Source organism: Winogradskyella poriferorum, assembly GCF_036553625.1.
Classification (GTDB): Bacteria; Bacteroidota; Bacteroidia; order Flavobacteriales; family Flavobacteriaceae; genus Winogradskyella; species Winogradskyella poriferorum.
In genome coordinates this window covers 360,221-379,158 of record NZ_JAZHOU010000001.1, presented here as the reverse complement: position 1 = coordinate 379,158, position 18,938 = coordinate 360,221, and the positions used below count along the sequence as shown (strand labels likewise).

General features: G+C 33.1%; 15 protein-coding genes. 5 read left to right on the top strand and 10 right to left on the bottom strand.

The window, feature by feature from the left end; all coding sequences use genetic code 11:
• Nucleotides 1-7 precede the first annotated feature (7 nt).
• A complete protein-coding gene (locus V1468_RS01760; RefSeq protein WP_331808539.1) occupies nucleotides 8-577 on the top strand; it encodes a GDYXXLXY domain-containing protein in 570 nt (189 codons plus the stop codon).
• 90 nt (nucleotides 578-667) lie between these two features.
• Here the strand turns inward: V1468_RS01760 and V1468_RS01755 are convergent, their stop codons facing one another.
• The 5 genes from V1468_RS01755 to V1468_RS01735 form a co-directional block, all read right to left on the bottom strand.
• Nucleotides 668-3,154, bottom strand: coding sequence for a zinc-dependent metalloprotease (locus V1468_RS01755; protein ID WP_331808538.1), 2,487 nt, complete (start codon nucleotides 3,152-3,154; stop codon nucleotides 668-670).
• Between the two features lie 100 nt (nucleotides 3,155-3,254).
• Entirely contained in the window at nucleotides 3,255-4,508 is a 1,254-nt protein-coding gene (locus V1468_RS01750) for a fibronectin type III domain-containing protein (protein ID WP_331808537.1), read from the bottom strand.
• A 150-nt stretch (nucleotides 4,509-4,658) separates the two neighbouring features.
• Nucleotides 4,659-6,347, bottom strand: coding sequence for a lysine--tRNA ligase (lysS, locus tag V1468_RS01745; RefSeq protein ID WP_331808536.1), 1,689 nt, complete (start codon nucleotides 6,345-6,347; stop codon nucleotides 4,659-4,661).
• Nucleotides 6,348-6,557: 210 nt separating this feature from the next.
• The gene (locus tag V1468_RS01740) at nucleotides 6,558-6,965 is read right to left on the bottom strand and encodes a DUF1573 domain-containing protein (RefSeq protein WP_331808535.1); all 408 of its coding nucleotides are present in this window, start codon (nucleotides 6,963-6,965) and stop codon (nucleotides 6,558-6,560) included.
• Nucleotides 6,966-7,074: 109 nt separating this feature from the next.
• Nucleotides 7,075-8,130, bottom strand: a complete 1,056-nt coding sequence (locus V1468_RS01735; protein WP_331808534.1) for a response regulator transcription factor — start codon at nucleotides 8,128-8,130, stop codon at nucleotides 7,075-7,077.
• A gap of 108 nt (nucleotides 8,131-8,238) precedes the next feature.
• On the opposite strand from V1468_RS01735, the gene V1468_RS01730 reads away from it, so the two are divergent.
• From V1468_RS01730 to lipB, 3 genes are read left to right on the top strand one after another with little or no spacing between them, the layout of a single operon-like run.
• Entirely contained in the window at nucleotides 8,239-8,397 is a 159-nt protein-coding gene (locus tag V1468_RS01730) for a YqaE/Pmp3 family membrane protein (protein ID WP_331808533.1), read from the top strand.
• Between the two features lie 39 nt (nucleotides 8,398-8,436).
• Complete coding sequence (locus V1468_RS01725) at nucleotides 8,437-9,240, top strand: hypothetical protein (RefSeq protein WP_331808532.1); 804 nt, start codon at nucleotides 8,437-8,439, stop codon at nucleotides 9,238-9,240.
• On the top strand, nucleotides 9,233-9,931 hold the full coding sequence (gene lipB, locus V1468_RS01720) for a lipoyl(octanoyl) transferase LipB (protein ID WP_331808531.1): 699 nt from the start codon (nucleotides 9,233-9,235) through the stop codon (nucleotides 9,929-9,931). Before V1468_RS01725 ends, lipB begins: the two co-directional genes overlap by 8 nt.
• Before the next feature lie 225 nt (nucleotides 9,932-10,156).
• Here the strand turns inward: lipB and V1468_RS01715 are convergent, their stop codons facing one another.
• From V1468_RS01715 to xerA, 5 genes are all read right to left on the bottom strand, one after another.
• Nucleotides 10,157-10,687: a hypothetical protein gene (locus V1468_RS01715; protein WP_331808530.1), complete on the bottom strand. Its 531-nt coding sequence runs from the start codon at nucleotides 10,685-10,687 to the stop codon at nucleotides 10,157-10,159.
• Nucleotides 10,688-11,354: 667 nt separating this feature from the next.
• Nucleotides 11,355-13,373 carry a DUF262 domain-containing protein gene (locus tag V1468_RS01710; RefSeq protein WP_331808529.1) on the bottom strand — a complete coding sequence of 673 codons (2,019 nt, stop codon included), beginning with the start codon at nucleotides 13,371-13,373 and terminating at the stop codon, nucleotides 11,355-11,357.
• The gene (locus V1468_RS01705) at nucleotides 13,366-15,057 is read right to left on the bottom strand and encodes a DUF262 domain-containing protein (RefSeq protein WP_331808528.1); all 1,692 of its coding nucleotides are present in this window, start codon (nucleotides 15,055-15,057) and stop codon (nucleotides 13,366-13,368) included. Before V1468_RS01705 ends, V1468_RS01710 begins: the two co-directional genes overlap by 8 nt.
• A gap of 175 nt (nucleotides 15,058-15,232) precedes the next feature.
• Nucleotides 15,233-15,775, bottom strand: a complete 543-nt coding sequence (locus tag V1468_RS01700; protein ID WP_331808527.1) for a hypothetical protein — start codon at nucleotides 15,773-15,775, stop codon at nucleotides 15,233-15,235.
• 46 nt (nucleotides 15,776-15,821) lie between these two features.
• The gene (gene xerA / locus V1468_RS01695) at nucleotides 15,822-17,009 is read right to left on the bottom strand and encodes a site-specific tyrosine recombinase/integron integrase (RefSeq protein WP_331808526.1); all 1,188 of its coding nucleotides are present in this window, start codon (nucleotides 17,007-17,009) and stop codon (nucleotides 15,822-15,824) included.
• A 424-nt stretch (nucleotides 17,010-17,433) separates the two neighbouring features.
• On the opposite strand from xerA, the gene V1468_RS01690 reads away from it, so the two are divergent.
• Nucleotides 17,434-18,825: an arginine decarboxylase gene (locus V1468_RS01690; RefSeq protein WP_331808525.1), complete on the top strand. Its 1,392-nt coding sequence runs from the start codon at nucleotides 17,434-17,436 to the stop codon at nucleotides 18,823-18,825.
• The last annotated feature ends 113 nt before the right edge of the window (nucleotides 18,826-18,938 follow it).

Genomic DNA, 18,938 nt, shown 5'->3' with positions numbered 1-18,938 from the left:
TAAACACATGAAAACTATACACATATTTATATTATTCTTAGTCATGATATTGGTGCAATTATTTGTGCCAGCAAAAATGATTTTTGACAGAGAAAATGTTTTAAAAACAGGTGTTACTTATAAATTTAAAACACAACCCGTTGACCCAAATGATCCATTTAGAGGAAAGTACATCACCTTAAACTATGAAATGGATTCTGCTAAAACCAATGATGCAACTTGGGAACAAGGAAAAACAATTCTCGTTTATCTTGAAAAAGATAGCCTAGGCTATGCTAAAGTTCATAGTGTTAGTAAGGGGCAAAAGTCTACTGACAGAGATTATGTAGAAGCAACAGTTAGTTGGAATTATGGAAATTCAAATACTGTTAATTTTGAATTACCTTTTAATCGGTTTTATATGGAGGAATCTAAGGCTAAACCAGCTGAAGATATTTACAGAAAATACAACAGACAAGGGAACAATAAAAGTGAGACTTATGCTTTAGTTGCTGTGAAAAATGGAAATGCAGTTTTAAAAGATGTCTACATAAACGATAAACCAATAACGTATTACATAGAAAGAGATAATGAATAAGAGTTGATGGCTTTTTTAAAGTCTGACTTAGATAATGAAAAAAGGCTTCAAATTAATTTGAAGCCTTTTAAGAATATTAATTATTTCAGATTATTTAGGATCTAAAATATTATTGATACGCTCTATTGCATCAGCAATATGAATTCTGCTCATGCTATCTCCTCCTCTTGCAGAACGCAATTGACTGCGTAAAGTTTTTAATTCTGCTCTTACAACTGCTCTAATATCAGATTGACTGGTATTAACAGCTGTCATTTTCATATACGGACTTGGAGATCTTCCGCTTTGATTTTCTGCAGTCATTAAATATGCCAAACGATCTATGTGCGCACGTTGTAAGTTACGACGATAGGTGTCTATTTTCTTTCCTGTACGTAATTCGCTCCATACACCCTTACGTAAATCGCTCATCATATCAGTTAAAGCATAAGCCTTACTGTCATATGTGTGTGCTTCCGTTAAACGTTGCATTTTACCTAAACTTAAAATGTTATTAAGTGTTCTTGCTTGTAATGCACGTATACGCTCTACAGAACCAGAGTACTCAATACGGTCAAAGATATCTTTATCTAACAGCCATTCAGGTGTGCTAAATAAATTGTCTTGGATAAATTGCATAGCTTCCTTTTGGTGTGCTTTTGGTACAGGAGTATAAACTACACCTTCTTGATCTGCAGTTTTATAGTGTTCGTAAACACCACCAATGTTATTAGATACGTGTCCCATATATCTGTTAAACTGAGATACTACATGACCATACATCTCATCTAAATCATCATAATCTTCACCTGCTTCAGTTGTCCATTCTATTAAATTAGGAACAATACGCTTTAAGTTTTTAATACCATACTCACTTGCAAGCATTGCGTTGTCACCTAAATCTTCAGTTTGAGAACTCGGATCGTGGATATCACCAACTTGTTGGTGGCCAAAACGATACATTGGATCGCCTGCATGTTCAGTAATCCATTGGTTAAGGATTTCTTTTTCTTCTTCAGCAGTTTTATCTAAGATAGGTTTGTAACCCCAAGCAATAGCATATTTATCGTAAACACCAATATTAGGCATTAAAGCAACACCTTCATCACCAGGTTGAGCTACGTAGTTAAAACGTGCGTAGTCCATTATAGATGGTGCTGTACCATATTTTTGGGTAAACTCTGCATCTCGTAATTTTTCTACTGGATAAGCAACACTACTTCCCATGTTGTGTGGTAGTCCAAGTGTGTGTCCTACTTCGTGAGCAGATACAAAACGAATTAATCGTCCCATAACTTCATCTTTAAATTCAGGACTTTGAGCGTCAGGATTTATAGCTGCGGTCTGTACAAAGAACCAACCGCGTAATAATGACATTACGTTATGGTACCAGTTAATATCACTTTCTAAAATTTCACCAGTTCTAGGGTCGCTTACGTGAGGACCGTTGGCATTTGGTATTGGTGATGCTAAATATCTAACTACAGAATATCTAACATCTTCTGGTGTCCACTCTGGGTCTTCTTCTACTGAAGGTGGGTCTTTAGCAATTATAGCCTCTTTAAAGCCTGCAGCTTCAAAAGCTACTTGCCAATCTTCAATACCTTGCTTAATATATTTTCTCCATTTTTTTGGAGTTGCTCTATCTATGTAGTACACAATTTGTTTTTTAGGAACTACTAGTTCCCCTCGCTTATATTTCTCAATATCTTCATCTCTAACTTCTAATCTCCAGCGATCTAAATAGGTTAAAGATTTACTTCTTTGGTTTTCTAAGCCGTAGTCTGTTGTGCTACTTGTAAACCAGCCAACACGCTCATCGAAGTAACGACGTTTCATAGGGTTTTCTGGAAGTAAAATCATAGAGTTGTTTATTTCAATAGAAATACTTCCTGTGCTCCAGTTAGATGGTGGTGAGCCAGCAGCATACGTTTTTACGTGGCGAGCTTCGATGTTTTTAGGGTAACTTTTAATGGTTTCAATAAAAGACTTATCGCTCTCTAGCCTTGTAACTTTGTATGGTCTTCTTCTAAATTGTGGAAGGCCTAGAGATTTTACATCTTTGCTAAACAAAGGAGTAGCGTCTATAACAGTGCTTGTAGAATCCTTGCTGTAGGCTTGTATTGGGAATGTAAATAATACTGGCTCAAAATTTGAATTCTTCACAGCCTCGTTAACAGGTAAAGAGTCCGCAGCAGTTACATTGTAAGATACTACACGAAGAATGACTTTTTTGCCTTTCTTTTCCCAGCGTAAAACTTGTTCGTTTTGCTTTCCTCCACCAAAACCAAGTCCACTTGCGGTTTTAGCAATACGAGTTACCATTAACATTTCTCTGTCAAATAAAGAATCTGGGATTTCGTAATAAAATTTATCATCTAAAGAGTGTACTGTAAAGAGACCTGTGTCACTTTTAGCATCTTTAGTAATGACTTTATCATAAGGTTTAGGATCATTTTTGCCTGGTTTTTTTCCAGCAGGTTTTGCCATTGCTGTGGCATCATTTTTTTTAGATTTACTGGCTTTTTTAGCTGTAGAACAAGAAAAAGCTAAAAAAGCAGAAGCTACAAAAAGTAGCTTAATGGATAGTTGCTTCACTTTGAGTCGGTTTTAAAAAATTTGCATGAAAATAAGGATTCCGTTAAGAATCTTTCAGTTCTAGAACCGATTTTATAATTTTTTTAACGCAAGTTTTTCGTTATTCTAGCGTATCTAGGTAATCTCTAATAAGTTCTACACCCTCTGAGTGAATCATAGTTGTGCCAATGTAAGGCATACTAAACCCTTCGTTATATTCTGATATTCTAAGAGAAATACTCACCTTTCTTTCAGCTATTTTAGAATCGTTCAAGGATGTCTCGTAAGCCAATCTTAAAATAGACTGGTTGCCACAATCACCGCCTTCTATATGGCAATGCGCACAGTTGATGTCTAAATAAGATCTGGCTCTATCCTCGAGAGGTGCTGAGGTATCCTGCCAATTAACTATAGAAGAGACTTCAGAGCTGCTTGATACTCCGGTTAAGTGTTGATTATTGATAAAATTATCGAGTTGATTTACTCCATTAACCACAAAGTTCATGTTTCTGAGTTTTGGACCTATTGGTGTTGTAACATCGTAAGTGTTATGACATGTAAAACAATCTGTGTTAGATGGTATTTTATAGTTAGATGAGTTGGTTGTACCTTCAACATCTATCCAGGTTACAGGAACAATACTGCCGTTTAAATCTAATGTAGCTTCATTTTGTGCTGCATTCCATTTGTAATCACCAGTTTCCCATAATCCATTAATTTTTATGAGTACACGAGTTTCAATAATTATTCTACCAAGTGATAAATCACGCTCATCAACATTGTAGTAAAAAGTTTTGGCAATAACAGTGTTGTCAGGGAAAATAGGCAAACCATCACCATCGTATTGCAACGTTGTATTTTCAGGTAAAGCAATTAAGCGTTGCTTGTGCGCATAATCCGTGAATAATTGTGTGTTAAGTTCATATTTAAATGCTTTCGATGAAATGTTTAAATCTCCAAGATTGCCTGAAAATAAATTTAATTCAGAAAGATTAGGTCTAAACTCTGGTACTACAGGTAAAGTTTCTGTTGTAAAACTTAAGACGTCTGAATATAAACTTGTGTTATTCGTAGAGCAAATTGCTATGATATAAACATCATAAGTTGTTTCTGCTTCTAAACTAGATAAAGTTACGGATGAGGACGTTGCATCTATTGTGGAGCCTGAGCCCAAAACAAAACCTGATTCGCCATATTCAACAATATAAGAACTTGCTTCATTTGGGTCTGTCCAATTAATTATTGCAGAAGAAGTGGTAATGCTATTCGCTGTAACATTTGTTATTTCTAAACATGCAGCTACCGTATCATCATCATCATTGTTACAAGAAAGAACAACAAAAAATGTTAGGATTAAAAGGGTAAGTTTTTTCATTTTTTAATAAGTGACTGATTCATAGCGATTGTGAAAATACTAAAAAAGCTGTAATCAGCAAGTTGTAAAATAAAATGAGTTGATTTTAAATAAAAAAAGGATTTACCTAAAGATAAATCCTTTTTTAAATTATATAATATTTCTTGAGTTCTAAACCATCTCAACAAATAACCCTTCATCAGTTTTTTCAACTTTAGTTAAGCCGTGTTTTCCTAAGCCTTTTATGCCTTTGTCCCAACCCTTATTGCTTAAGCCAGATTGTAACTTAAGCTCATTTAAGTTCATGCGTTGCTCTTTTTTAAGAATTTCAAAAATGGCTTTTTCGTTATCGCTTAAATCCACTTTCTTTTTCTCTGGTCGCATCTGTGGGAAGAACAATACCTCTTGTATACTTTGGTTATTGGTTAGGAACATAATTAAACGATCCATACCAATTCCCATTCCAGATGTTGGTGGCATACCATATTCTAAAGCACGTAAAAAGTCAAAATCAATAAACTCTGTAGCTTCATCATCACCTTTTTGAGCTAGTTTTAATTGGTGCTCAAAACGCTCGCGTTGGTCTATAGGGTCGTTAAGCTCAGAATACGCATTTGCGATTTCTTTACCACAAACCATAAGCTCGAAACGCTCTGTTAACTCAGGGTTTTCTCTATGCTCTTTACACAACGGACTCATCTCTTTAGGGTAGTCTGTAATGAATGTTGGTTGTATGTAGTTGCCTTCACATTTTTCACCAAAAATCTCATCAATCAATTTGCCTTTACCCATGGTGTCGTCAACTTCAATACCCATGTCTTTGGCTGCAGTTCTAATTTCAGCTTCAGTTTTACCATAGATGTCAAAACCTGTAAATTCTAAAATAGAATCACGCATAGAAATACGCTTGTATGGTGCTTTAAAGTTAATTTTGTGTTCGCCAAATGTTGCTTCAGAAGTCCCATTAACTGCAATGGCACAATGCTCTAATAACTTTTCGCAGAAGTCCATCATCCAGTTGTAATCCTTGTAGGCAACGTAGATTTCCATTGCTGTAAACTCAGGATTATGGGTTCTGTCCATACCTTCGTTACGGAAGTTTTTAGAGAACTCATACACACCTTCAAAACCACCAACGATTAAACGCTTTAAGTAAAGCTCGTTGGCGATTCTCATATACAACGGAATGTCTAAAGTATTGTGATGCGTTACAAACGGTCTCGCAGCTGCACCACCAGGAATTGGTTGTAAGATTGGCGTTTCAACTTCAAAATAACCAGCATCATTAAAAAATTGACGCATAGCGTTAAACAATTTTGTACGCTTTACAAACACATCCTTTACGTGCGGATTTACAGCCAAATCTGCATAACGTTGTCTGTAACGTTGCTCTGGGTCTGTAAATGCGTCGTAGGTTTTTCCGTCTTTTTGTTTTGGGATTGGTAATGGTTTTAAAGCTTTGCTTAATAGTTTAAACTGTTTTACCATCACTGTTTTTTCGCCAACTTTGGTGGTGAATAGTTCGCCCTCAATACCAACAAAATCGCCTAAATCGATTAACTTCTTAAAGACATCGTTGTACAACGATTTGTCTTCGCCTGGGCAAATTTCGTCTCTGTTAAAATATACTTGGATACGTCCTTCGCTATCTTGTAACTGTGCAAAAGAAGCCTTTCCTTGAACATTAATAGCCATTAGACGACCAGCAACAACTACCTGTTTACCTTCTTCGTAATCAGTTTTTATCTGTTTGGAAGTGTGCGTAACTGGGTATAAATCGGCTGGATAAGGATTAATCCCTAAAGCACGAAGTTTTTCTAACTTTTGGCGTCTTACTAATTCTTGTTCTGAAAGTTGCATTTTTTTATTCATTTAAGACGGCAAAATTACGTTATTTATTTAAAGTATAAAACAAAGAAATAAGGCTGTTTGAAAAGAGTTTGTTTTGTTAATCTGAACTTGATTCAGATTCTAAAACAATTGTAAAACCTGTGTTTTAAGATTCTGAAATAAATTCAGCTTGACAGATTTCTTACTTTTTAAACAGCCTTAAATTAAGTGTGTTTCAAATTACTTAGAAGCTATTATATTCCCTTTAATTTTTAAGATTTTGTTACCACCTTCAGCATTAGAGGTTACTGTAATAGTTTTTGTAAAGGCACCAAGTCTTTTGGTATCGTACTTAATTTTTAATTCTCCAGATTTCCCAGGTAAAATAGGTTCTTTTGAATAGCTTGGTACAGTACAACCACAACTGGTTTTTACATTTGTAATCAATAAAGGAGCGTCACCTTCATTGGTAAAAGCAAACAATCGTTCGCCATCGGAATGTTGTTCAATAGTTCCATAATCAATGACCTCCGTTTCAAATGAAATGATGGCTACTTTACTTGGCTTACTTTCAACTTTGTTTGAAGTTGCATTAAATAATCCTACAGACAGAATTAAAATTAGAATAGTGTTTACTGTTCGTCTCATAGTTTTAAAAATTTTTGATTAATACTGAAGCAAACTTCAAACTTAGAAACGAAAATTTGAGAAATAAGAGGTTTGAAATTGGTACTAGTACCAAGGTTGAATTTTGTAACTATTTAGTAAATAAAGACTTAACATCGTCTCTAGATTGCACTTCCAACTTCTTGTAAATGTTATTAGTATGTGTTTTTATGGTGCTAACGCTTAAGAAAAGTGCTTCAGCAATGTCCTTATTGCTTTTATCTTGTAATAAATGTTCTAAAACAACTTGCTCTTGTTTAGATAATTTAGATTTTAAATCTTCGGTTTTAGAGTGCTTGTTTTTCCACATTCGGTAGAGAAGAAACAAATTCAAGAAAAAAGAAAGGGTAAGCACAGCGTATAAGTAAATATCAAATGAGGTATTTACATCTTCTTCAGCCGATGCCAGCATAAAACGGTCAGCCGCTAATTCATTTCTGTATTGCGCTGTGTATGGTGCGTTAGGATATGCAGTTTCCAAGCGTTCCTTAAGATTGTCGTAATAGGAATTATTTTGCAAATCTTCAACATAATAGCTGTGTAAATCACTGCTTCTATCCGATAAATAGGCATAAATGGCGAGTTCTGCTACAGGCTCGTTTAAGGCAGTTCCGTAGTCTTGCAGTGTTGTAAACCACTTTTTATTATTCAGCTTTCGGTTGGCTTCACTTCGTACTTCACCATAAGCAAAACGCATATCGTTTTTAAGCGAATCTATCTTTAAGAACGCATTGGCCTTGGGATTATTAGATTCTACTTTACAAAATACCTGGTTACCAAACGAAAAAGGTAGTTTTAGAGTGTCCGTATTTTTGGCAATAAAGAGTAACTCTTCACTATCACTGCAATGACCGTTAAAGTGGTTGACATCCTGTTGCGTTTCAGTACACTTATCTACATGGATACGATAGATACGATTTTCGGTACTCAGCATATCACCTTTAAACTCAAAGTATCCAGTTTCATCTGCTGATGTTTTTGCAATGATTTGCTCTGAATACACACCAGACATTTTACGGTAATCTTCTACAATAGAAAGGTACACGATTTTTTGCCACTCATCTGGATTGGTATAACCAGAGAATGAATATTGTGCTTCACAACACCAAGAAAAAATTAATAATGCTATAAGACATCGTAATTGCATAAAACGAATCTACACAATTTTATAAAATTCTAACAGCTTCATTTTAATAAGTGTAACAATTTTAACAAGATTACGTCCTACAAGTACATCAAATCATCAAACGAAATTATGAGTGTCTGGCGTGTTATTTTAGCTGTTATTTTTCCACCTTTAGCTGTTGTAGATAAGGGTTGTGGGTCGTTTCTTATTACCTTTATATTGTTCTTCTGCGGATGGGTTCCTGGAGTTATCGCAGCTTTGGTAATTCTCAATAATCCTGAACGATAAATCCGTATCTTTGTGCTTTAATAAATCAAATTAAAGTACATGAAAAAAGTAATCCTACTTGTCATTTTAGCTTGTTTTATAGCAAGTTGTAATGTTACGGAGTCTATTGTTTTTAATCAAGATGGTTCGGGCCAGTTTTTAGCTACCTATGAAATGGGTGATGCTATAAAAGCTATGTCCAAAGCAATGGGAGATGAAGAAAACAAAGAGAAAAAAGAAGGAGGCGAAATTATGGACACCACTATAGTATTTGCAGACATAATGGAAACCTACAAAGATAGTGTAGCGGCTTTACCAGAAGACAAGCGATTAGCTATGGAGGCTGTAAGAGATATGTATATGAAAATGCATATTAATGAAGATGAAGGAATAATGAATTTTGGTATGGGAATGGATTTTGAGTCTATTGATGAGCTTAAAGATATGAATGAGAGGTTTAAGAAAATACAAAGCTTAAACGCACAAGGTGATCAAGTAGGTGCAATGAAAGATAACTCTCCGTTAGGCGAATTTATGGGTAATGAAAACAGTAATGTAGCTTATACCTTTACCGATGGAGGCTTTTCTAGAACTACAACTATAAAACTATTAGATGAAGAAACAGATGAGGCTATAGATGAGCTTTTTGATGAAACCGATGAGAGCAACCAACAGTTCATAGAATATTTTGAAGGTTCTTTTTACAATGTAAAATTAACCTTTCCTAAAGTAGTAAAGTCTATCGATATTGAAGGTGTTGAGTTTTCTGATGATAGAAAAACAGTAACTTACAAAACAAGTTGGGTAGAGTATCTTAAAAACCCAAGGTTACTAGATGTGAACGTGAAATTTGTTGATGAATAAAAAAGTAAAACTTCAAGATTTAGGCTTAAAAGATTTTAAAGAAACTTGGGATTATCAGGAAACCCTTTTTAAAGCCATCTTAGACACTAAGATTAAGAATAGGCGAGAAAATGCTGGTTTAGAAACGGACAACCATTTTCTGTTTGTAGAGCATCCGCATGTCTACACTCTAGGTAAGAGTGGAGATTTGTCCAATCTGTTACTCTCAGAAGAGCAACTTGTTGAAAAGGGAGCTACATTCTATAAGATTAATAGAGGTGGAGATATTACCTATCATGGTCCTGGGCAAATTGTAGGTTATCCTATTTTAGATCTAGACAATTTCTTTACAGATATACACAAGTACTTACGGTTTTTAGAAGAAATTATTATCCTCACGCTGACAGAGTATGGTTTAAAAACTGAGCGTAGTCCTGGTGAAACAGGTGTGTGGTTAGATGTTGGCACTCCATTTGCTCGAAAAATTTGTGCTATGGGAGTGCGTGCCAGTCGTTGGGTTACTATGCATGGTTTTGCATTAAATGTCAATGCAGACTTAGGCTATTTTGATAATATAATTCCTTGTGGTATACGAGGTAAAGCAGTAACCTCTTTAAATAACGAGCTTGGTGTAGATAAGGTAGATGAAGAAGAAGTGAAATCTAAGATTTTAAAGCACTTTAAGGTGCTTTTTGAGGCGGATTTCTTCTAGTTTTTTGAATTAGCTACCTTAAAATTCAAAAAAAAATCGAAAAATAAACTAGGCTTTTTTTAAACCGCAAACTTGCTCCAGAATTAAAGTTAACGGTCTTGTGTATGATTTGTTGCGGGAAAGGACGCAGTCATTTTCCGCCGTAAACCAAAGATAATTAATAAGATTGAAATTCCGAGAGGAATTTCAGCCGCAATTAATTACACACGTTGTTACCACACGTTTTTATTCATTCAGTTTTTTGTTTTCCAATATTTTAAATCCAAATAAACCTTCTCTTGTTTCAAATTCAACACTTTTATAAAGTTCCATTTTTTCATAGTATTTTGAATTAAAAACGAGTTCTTTATTTTTTCCTTCGTAGTTTATTGTGAATACAGGTTGTTTTTTATTCCTTCTGTATTTCGTTCCGCCTTGTATCCAAGTTCGGTCAATAATTTCATAAGATTCGGTTTTGGTGTTCGATTCAGCAAAATAGTAATTCGATAGTGTGAAAATTGAGCAAGCAATAAACCCAAATCCAATTATATATTGCATTCCAGAATAAAGGTAAAGTCCAATTCCTTCGTAGTCGTATGTTTTTCCATAATTTTTATAGTCCACTATAAAGGCGACAATGCCAGTAGCAAGAATAATTCCGATTAAGATTGGTAAGTCAATTATAGTATTCCGATATATTTTGATTTGCCAAATCATTAATGAAATTCCTAAAATGAAAATTATAGCATAAAATATTTTTCGTTGTTTTTTCGTCATTTTTGGCAAATGTGTGGTAACAACGTGTTTGTGTATGATTTCGTTACGGGAAAATCCAGCGGATTTTTCCGATTAATAACGAAAGATAGCAAAAATGATTGGAATTTCCGATAGGAAATTCCGCCGTAATGAATTATACACGTTGTTGGGTTTTAGTGCTTTTATAATTCATTCCGTTTTTTGTTTTTTTCGGTCAGCTTTTTATTCATATTTCGTTAATTTTCGCTTTAAATTAATCCGCAAACTTGCTCAAATTCCGACCTTTTTTTAATTCAGATTTGAGTGAGCAATTCCAGCGTTGTTATTCCAGTTCCGATTGTGCAAACAGACTAAAAAGTCAACCGTAATTTAATTCAGAGTTTGAGTAAGCAATTCCGTTGGTGTATTTCATTCCACGTTTGAGTGGTAATTCCGAAATTTTTTGAAATTCCGCACACAATTTTTCGGATTTATCTATCTTAAAATTCTAAAAAAAAATCGAAAAATAAACCAGGCTTTTTTTCAATCCGCAAACTTGCTCCAGCATTAAACCCAACGGTCTCGGCTATGAGTAGTTGCGTGGTTTAGCACTTAACTTTGCAAGTACACACCAAACTGAAAATCCGCAAGGATATTCAGAAGTAGGCGAGAACAAGCAATTACTTATAGCCATTGTTGTGGGTAGTATTTATTGTATTTTTATATTGCCTTCTATTTCACGTGGTCTTTTACTTTTCAATAAATAACAATGTGAATTGTCTTCTGCAATAGCAATATGATTTGTTTTGTTATTATTATCCAATAGATTTGATTCTTTAATCAACCGCTTTTTCCAGTTTGGGAAATTCTCGGAAGGAATAAAATCCTGTGCAATTTGTTGAGGGGTTTTTAATATTAGTTGCAAAATAAACTTTTTAAAATATTCTCTGTAATATTCATCGTTGATACAATATTCTATTTCTCTGAATTTGTCAAATAGTCTTCTTTTAGTTGCATTGCCTATATGCCAATATGACCACCAGTAAGAATAGAATTCATAATTGCCATTGACTTCAATAGTCAACATTGCTCTTCTGATACTGTTGTTTAAGCTTTTTTCATTACCAAAATAATTATTAATTACATCTGCGATTTTTGAAAACTTAATAGAATCAAAATTCAAAGGATTAAAGTCATAATTAATACAGTGAAAAATGAAACTTATTTTACCTCTCAATAGTTCATTGTCTTCAGCTTTAAAAATGATATTTCTGTAGTTTGGATCGAAACAAATTAACCTTGCCTTTTCAATCTCTTCATTAATTTGATCTTTTGCATATTGTGATTTTAGATTTGGTTGTTGATTAAGAAATTGATATATGTTTTGGCAACCATTTGATAATTCATTGATTAGATTTATGACACCATCAAAAGATTGTGGACTTCTCACTATATCTGGTCTTGAACCATCTTTTTCTACATCACCTCTTGAAACAATGTTTCTAACTACTCGCATCCAATCTTCGTAAGTTTCTTTATTTTTTTCATCGTTTTTTCTGTAATAAACAGACTCTGCAAAAAACAAAACTTTTTGAGTATATGTGGCACTATTTCTTTGAAGAGTAGAAGTGGCATTATCTTCATGCACAATCATTGAAAGAAAAGACCCTTTTGGTGAATGTCTCCATAAAGGAAAAGGTAATTTGTCGGATAAGTAATCATGTAGAAATAGCCTTTCATGATATATGTCCAAAGTTGAAACAAGAAAATCAAAAGCTCTTTTTGTAAAGTGCGAAGGGCGAACTTTACTTGGTTCTTCTTGCAATTGGTTAATTAAATCGATTCTAACGTCAGTTGAATTGATTCTTTCTACTGATGACATTGTCATTGCAATAGCACTAACAAACCTTATTTGAGCATCATCGATTGTGTTGTTTTTTCTAAAATAATCCCAGAAAAAGTCAGTCCAGTCATTATCAATTTTAACCCCAAATTGATCTTTCATATCCACACCATTCTCCCAATTTTCATCAATTATTTTTTTTTGAAATCCTGCTTTAAAATTCTCAAAAGGTGTTAAAAGTTTACCTCTTGCATTCATTTTAATATATAGGTCATCTGTTAATCCCATATTCTCTAGTTCTACAAAATAGAATTGAATAAGATTAGATTTTAATTTCTCCCAAAGGTTATCGATTTCATAAAATTTTTCATGAATTGCATCAATGCTTCTAAGCATTGAGTCAATTGTAGGGTCATTTTTCCACGATAAAAAGAACCAATTTTTATCAATAATTGTTTCACTTAATATTTGCTCAGAATTTAATACTTTGATTGATTCTCTAACTAAAACTTGACAAAATTCACGTGAAGATATACGGGTTTCGTACGTGAATTTCTGTAGCAAATCACCTATATTTTTACTTGATAGTAATTCTTCTTTTGTAGCTCCATACCAATGAAGTAAAAAAAGAGTTGTTAATCTTTGTTGCCCATCCAAAGGCTGGAATTTTGAATCCACAACACTTCCATAAATGAAATCAAGTTTTATGGGCTCATTATTTTTTAGACAATTAAAAATTGCGTTAAGGAAGTTGTCTCTTACTTCTTTCTGATTTTTTCTTCCTTGAGCATAATCCCTTTGTATGATAGGAATCTGAATGGAATGTTCATTGATCAAATCATTAAAGTTTAGAATGCGTCCAGTATAATTCTCTTGATTACTCATTTATTGTTAAATATTTGTCCAAAACAGAATACAAGTCTGTTTCATAATTTTTACGATCTTCTTCAGTCCAAAATGAGATTTTCGGTGGATATTCACTAAAATATTTTAGAAATACATTTTTAGTACAAATTGGAATAAAAACACCTGATTTATCACGATTAATAATTGTTTTTCTTTTTAGAGGAAATACAGCATTTTTATATCCACGATTAGTTTGGGAATCAAGAAGTGTAAGATTAGAAATATCATTTATAGCATCATCACCAAGATCTGAATTAAAGTGCGAAACAATATCTTCAAATAATTCTTTGAATTCATCTTCATTATTAACATTACACTGTTCAGATCTCTTGAGTAGCTTGGTGCCTTCTTTTTTAGATACATCAATAAAGACTTTTGCATCATTAAGCCAATGTTCTCTATTTTTATCTGGGACTGTGTCTTTTATAGATGTAATATGTTCAATATCCCAACTTTCATTCTTGAATAAATGAAAAGGAAAATAAGAGTTATCTTTAGGGCTATTGAGCATTGTAATAATATTGTAAAGAAGTAAAGTTTTACGTACTTCTTTTTTATCTTGATATTGTAAGTCTTCAATAACCAAGTCTTTCATTGATTTTACTATCAAGTCATCTAAATAAGAACTAAATTCAACTTTTGAAAGATTACTTGATTCTGAATATAATTTACTGATTGAGATTTCATTGATGGTTACTAAAAATCCGATTTTATGATACCATTCACGTTTATTAAACCACTCACTAAATCTTTGATAATACCTTTTTATTTGTTGCCAGTTAGTTTCAATTGTTTTTTGATTACTATTTCTAAATAGTTTGGTGAAATACCTAAAAGTTGCATAAGGATCATTTTCGTCTTTATCTTGATTCATTAAATTGAATATGAATTCAATTCGGTTTGTTTGAGTATTTTGACCAGTTAGGAAGTACCAAAATCTATCTTCTTGAAGTCCATGTTCAATATTATCCCATTCTGTTGCTATTTCAAGTTGCTTTAATCTCAGCTGTTCTGGGTTTGATCCAATAAAATTTGAACTATTTAAGAAGAGAGCTTTTATCAATTCACTATTTGTCAATGGAATTTTTCCTATATTAATCCTAGTAAATATTGAAATTGGATTTTCAGTTTGGGATTCATACCAAATTACTTTTGAATGATATTTAAATTTTGAACCAAATTCTTGTTTGTCAAAGTTTACTTTTCTCTTTTCGAACCAACTGCAAATAGTTTGATAAGCATGGGAAATATGGTAGAAATCAACGTTGCTATCATTTATTTTATTTTCTTCAAGTTTATCAAGAAAATCAGATGTACCTAAACGAGTTTGATAGTCTATATGAAATATTTTTTCTCTTCTACTTTCAATAAAGTCTTGATTTAAATAGTGCAAAATCAAGTATATAGTTGTTAAGCGTTGTTGACCGTCAATAACTTCATATGAATGAGCCTTTGTTTCTCGGCTTTTAATAACTATTGGTTGAAGACAATACCAGGTTTTGTCGTCCGTGTTGTCAATAACTCGAGGTTTAAATTCGTTTATGTCATTAAGTAGGTCATTTACCTCTTTTTTAGTCCATTTATAACCTCTTTGGTAAGATGGTATAAAAAATGAAAATTGATTTAATTCACTTATTGTTTTTAACTCAAGTTTGTTTTCCATTTTAATATTTACTCGTCATTTTTTTTATATTACCCACAACGGTCTCGTATAACCGTCAGTTACGGTTTTAAAGTTAATAATTTTCGGTTAAGCACTGACGTTAGCAATTCCGAGTGGATTCGGACGCAGTCGAATCCGCCGTAATTGCGGTTATACATTGTTGGCAACTGGCTTTTTATTCTATATGATACCATTGATATTCTTTTCCGTTCCAAAATATAATTCCGCCACCGTGAGATTCCTCAACGCTCATATAAATTCCGTTTCCAATAAGTTTGAAATTTTTGCTTTCGTCTTGTCCGATTATATCTCCTGTTTCTTCGGCAACTAAAGTCGGTGATACAGTTTTTCCTTTTGGTAACATTTCAAAAACTTCAATCCAATCCAAGTCTGTCATTTCAGACACTTCTTTTCCTGCTCCGAAAACGTAGCTTTCGTAATTTACAGAATTGTGAAGTATTAAAACTCCTATTTTTTGATTGATTTTATTTTTTACGATAGAAGCGAAGTCAGTTTTGTTATCTCCGTTAAAATCTCCTTTCAGATTTTTGTCAGTAACTAATTCTAAAGAATCAGGAACTTTTGATAAGTCAATTTTTTCACTCGGTTCAACTTTTGGTTTATTTGATTCGGCTTTTAATTCAGTTTTTCTTTCCGCATCTTTTTTACAAGACGAAAAGCATAAAATCAGAACTAAAATTGTCAATGTAAATCTCATTTTTCAGCTTGTTGCCAACTTGTTATATCTCAACGAATATATGGATTTAATTGTTAAAATCACGGGATAAACCAAGTTTTGAGCTTGTATTATCCTGTCGCAATGTCTTTTGTATAATAGTATCCAATGGATTAGTAATTTTCATTAAATCTTTACGCTGTACATGTGTATAAATCATTGTGGTCTCTGGTCTACTATGACCAAGTAAAGATTGTATATATCTAATGTCAGTACCATTTTCTAATAGATGTGTGGCATAGCTGTGTCTTAATGTGTGTGGCGTTACAGTCTTACTAATGTTGGCGCTTTTGCAACTTCTTTTTATAAATTGTCTTATGCTTTCAGCGCTATATTTTCCACCATTAGCACCCTCTACAAAATATGTTTTTGGATTATAGCTCAGATAGTAATTAGAAAGCAATGGTAAAAAACTATCAGCCAAACTCACCAAACGATCCTTTCTACCTTTACTGTTTTTAACATGTAGCTGCTTTCGGTCTATATTTATATCAGTTAGTTTTAAATTAATAAGCTCACTCACGCGCAAACCACAAGAATATAACAAAGTAATAATAGCTCTGTGTTTAAGGTTTTTGGTGCACCTAATGAGATCTAAAACTTCATTCTGAGACAAAACAGTCGGTATTTTTTTAGATTTTTTAGGTCTTACTAAGTGCATTTCATTAAGTTCTATTTCAGGGTAAAATGCCTTAAAAACCTTAACGGCACTTATAAATTGGCGTTGGGTACTAATGCTGTAGTTACGATTTATAAATACAGTTTCTATAAATAATTCGATATCTCTGTTGGTTATATTCTCAACACCTTTAGAGTTATGAAACTCAATGAGATCTGCAATATAAAACGTATATGTGTCTATAGTGCTTTTGCTGTAACGTTTGCCTCTAAGGTATTTATAAAAATTATTGAGTATTTTCTTTTGTGTAGCATTTAGTTGACGCTCGGGTTTAGAAATAGCACCATTTGTATCCGTTTGTTTTCTAAGACCTTTGTTTTTTATTTCCGCAACATTGCAGAACCTTTTTTTTACAAGACTAATATTATCAGAAGATAGAGGCATATACCATAGCCTATGAGTTTTGCTCCATTTTGCTAATGGAATTTTTCGAACTATAGTCAATAAATCCTCATTGTATTTAAATTTTAAGCCTAGATTTTGTCTTCCTTTATGGGTGAGGTTAATAAGTTGTAATTTAGGTAATTCTGTATTCATAGCGTTAAAATAGTAAAAAATAATCTATTGTTTATCAGCTTAGTAAATAGGTTTTTTTTCAATAAGGTTAAAAATATTTTCAAAAAACAATAAAAAAGTTTTGCGTATTAAAAAATAGTATACATTTGCTGCGAAATTTAGAATCACTAACACAACAGGTTCTAGATTTAGCTGAACACATTGAAAACTGTTTTTACGTTCGGGCTTTTGAAAATTAGGAAGTCATATTCAAAAGCAGCTTATAAGATAAGCGTCCGAAATTTAAAGCTAACTTCCGTTTCTCCAATAGCTGCTAGCCAGCATATATACGCTTTTGTACCAACTACACAAAGCCAGTTTCAGATTTGATATAGAGTTAACATTAATTAAGCCTATAACTTTATACCTTTATTTTTTCTGAAAAACAACCGAGAATAAAACTAAAATGAATACAAAATACATTGATCTTATCGATCAATCCTTTTACTTTCCTCAAGAAGAATTTTATCTAGAGGAAAACACACTGCAATTTCATGGTATAGACCTAATGAAATTAATTGAGCAATACGGAGCACCATTGAAGTTTACCTATTTGCCGCAAATTTCTAATAACATTCAGCGTGCCAAAACATGGTTTGCAGATGCTTTTGCAAAACACAATTATAGTGGTACATACAACTACTGTTACTGTACTAAAAGTTCGCACTTTAAGCATGTATTAGACGAAGGTTTAAAAAACAATATTCATATTGAAACCTCTTCGGCTTTTGATATTGATATTGTAAATAGCCTAAAGAAAGAAGGGAAAATTACAGATGAAACCTTTGTAATTAGTAACGGTTTTAAGCGCGAAAAATACATTAACAATATTGCCGATTTAATTAACGGAGGTCATCAAAACTGCATACCAATCATAGACAACTATGAAGAGTTAGATTTGCTTACCGAAGAAATCAATGGTAAGTTTAAAGTAGGTATAAGAATTGCGTCGGAAGAAGAGCCAAAGTTTGAGTTTTACACTTCACGCCTAGGCATTGGTTACAAAAATATTGTGCCATTTTACAAAAATCAGATTCAGAATAACGAGCAAGTAGAGCTTAAGATGCTGCATTTCTTTATCAATACAGGTATTAGAGATAACGCTTATTATTGGAATGAGCTCACAAAATGTCTAAAGGTATATACCTCTTTAAAGAAGATTTGTCCATCTTTAGATAGTTTGAATATTGGTGGAGGCTTCCCAATTAAAAACTCTCTGGCTTTCGATTTTGATTATGCTTATATGGTAGATGAAATTGTAAACCAAATAAAAACCGTTTGCGAGGAAGAAGACGTAGATGTACCAAATATTTTTACAGAATTTGGAAGTTTTACGGTAGGTGAAAGTGGAGGAGCTATTTACAAAGTACTTTACCAAAAGCAACAAAACGATCGTGAAAAATGGAATATGATCAACTCATCTTTCATTACAACGTTACCAGATACTTGGGCTATAAACAAACGCTTTATAATGTTGCCAATCAACCGTTGGCAAGAAGGTTACGAGCGTGTATTGCTTGGTGGGTTAACTTGCGATAGTGATGATTATTACAATAGTGAACAACACGTCAATGCTATATATTTACCAAAGTATCACAAAGACAAACCATTGTATATAGGCTTCTTTAATACAGGTGCATATCAAGAAACCATTGGAGGTTTTGGCGGATTGCAACACTGTTTAATACCAAGCCCAAAACATATACTAATACAATGCGATGATAACGGAAATTTAACAACCGAAGTTTTTGCAGAACAACAAAAAAGTGAAGATTTACTGAATATTTTAGGCTACTAAAAGATTTCAGAATTAAATAAGAAAGATTAAGAATGTCAGGTTGAGCATTGGTTGAAATCAAAATGTATTTTGATTGATAGCACACTACGAAGTAGTCGAAACCTAATTTGAAA

Coding starts and splice junctions, on each gene's coding strand:
- V1468_RS01760 (WP_331808539.1), top strand. CDS start 8: ATGAAAACTATACACATATTTATATTATTCTTAGTCATGATATTGGTG.
- V1468_RS01750 (WP_331808537.1), bottom strand. CDS start 4,508: ATGAAAAAACTTACCCTTTTAATCCTAACATTTTTTGTTGTTCTTTCT.
- lysS (WP_331808536.1), bottom strand. CDS start 6,347: ATGCAACTTTCAGAACAAGAATTAGTAAGACGCCAAAAGTTAGAAAAA.
- V1468_RS01740 (WP_331808535.1), bottom strand. CDS start 6,965: ATGAGACGAACAGTAAACACTATTCTAATTTTAATTCTGTCTGTAGGA.
- V1468_RS01735 (WP_331808534.1), bottom strand. CDS start 8,130: ATGCAATTACGATGTCTTATAGCATTATTAATTTTTTCTTGGTGTTGT.
- V1468_RS01730 (WP_331808533.1), top strand. CDS start 8,239: ATGAGTGTCTGGCGTGTTATTTTAGCTGTTATTTTTCCACCTTTAGCT.
- V1468_RS01725 (WP_331808532.1), top strand. CDS start 8,437: ATGAAAAAAGTAATCCTACTTGTCATTTTAGCTTGTTTTATAGCAAGT.
- lipB (WP_331808531.1), top strand. CDS start 9,233: ATGAATAAAAAAGTAAAACTTCAAGATTTAGGCTTAAAAGATTTTAAA.
- V1468_RS01715 (WP_331808530.1), bottom strand. CDS start 10,687: ATGACGAAAAAACAACGAAAAATATTTTATGCTATAATTTTCATTTTA.
- V1468_RS01710 (WP_331808529.1), bottom strand. CDS start 13,373: ATGAGTAATCAAGAGAATTATACTGGACGCATTCTAAACTTTAATGAT.
- V1468_RS01705 (WP_331808528.1), bottom strand. CDS start 15,057: ATGGAAAACAAACTTGAGTTAAAAACAATAAGTGAATTAAATCAATTT.
- V1468_RS01700 (WP_331808527.1), bottom strand. CDS start 15,775: ATGAGATTTACATTGACAATTTTAGTTCTGATTTTATGCTTTTCGTCT.
- xerA (WP_331808526.1), bottom strand. CDS start 17,009: ATGAATACAGAATTACCTAAATTACAACTTATTAACCTCACCCATAAA.
- V1468_RS01690 (WP_331808525.1), top strand. CDS start 17,434: ATGAATACAAAATACATTGATCTTATCGATCAATCCTTTTACTTTCCT.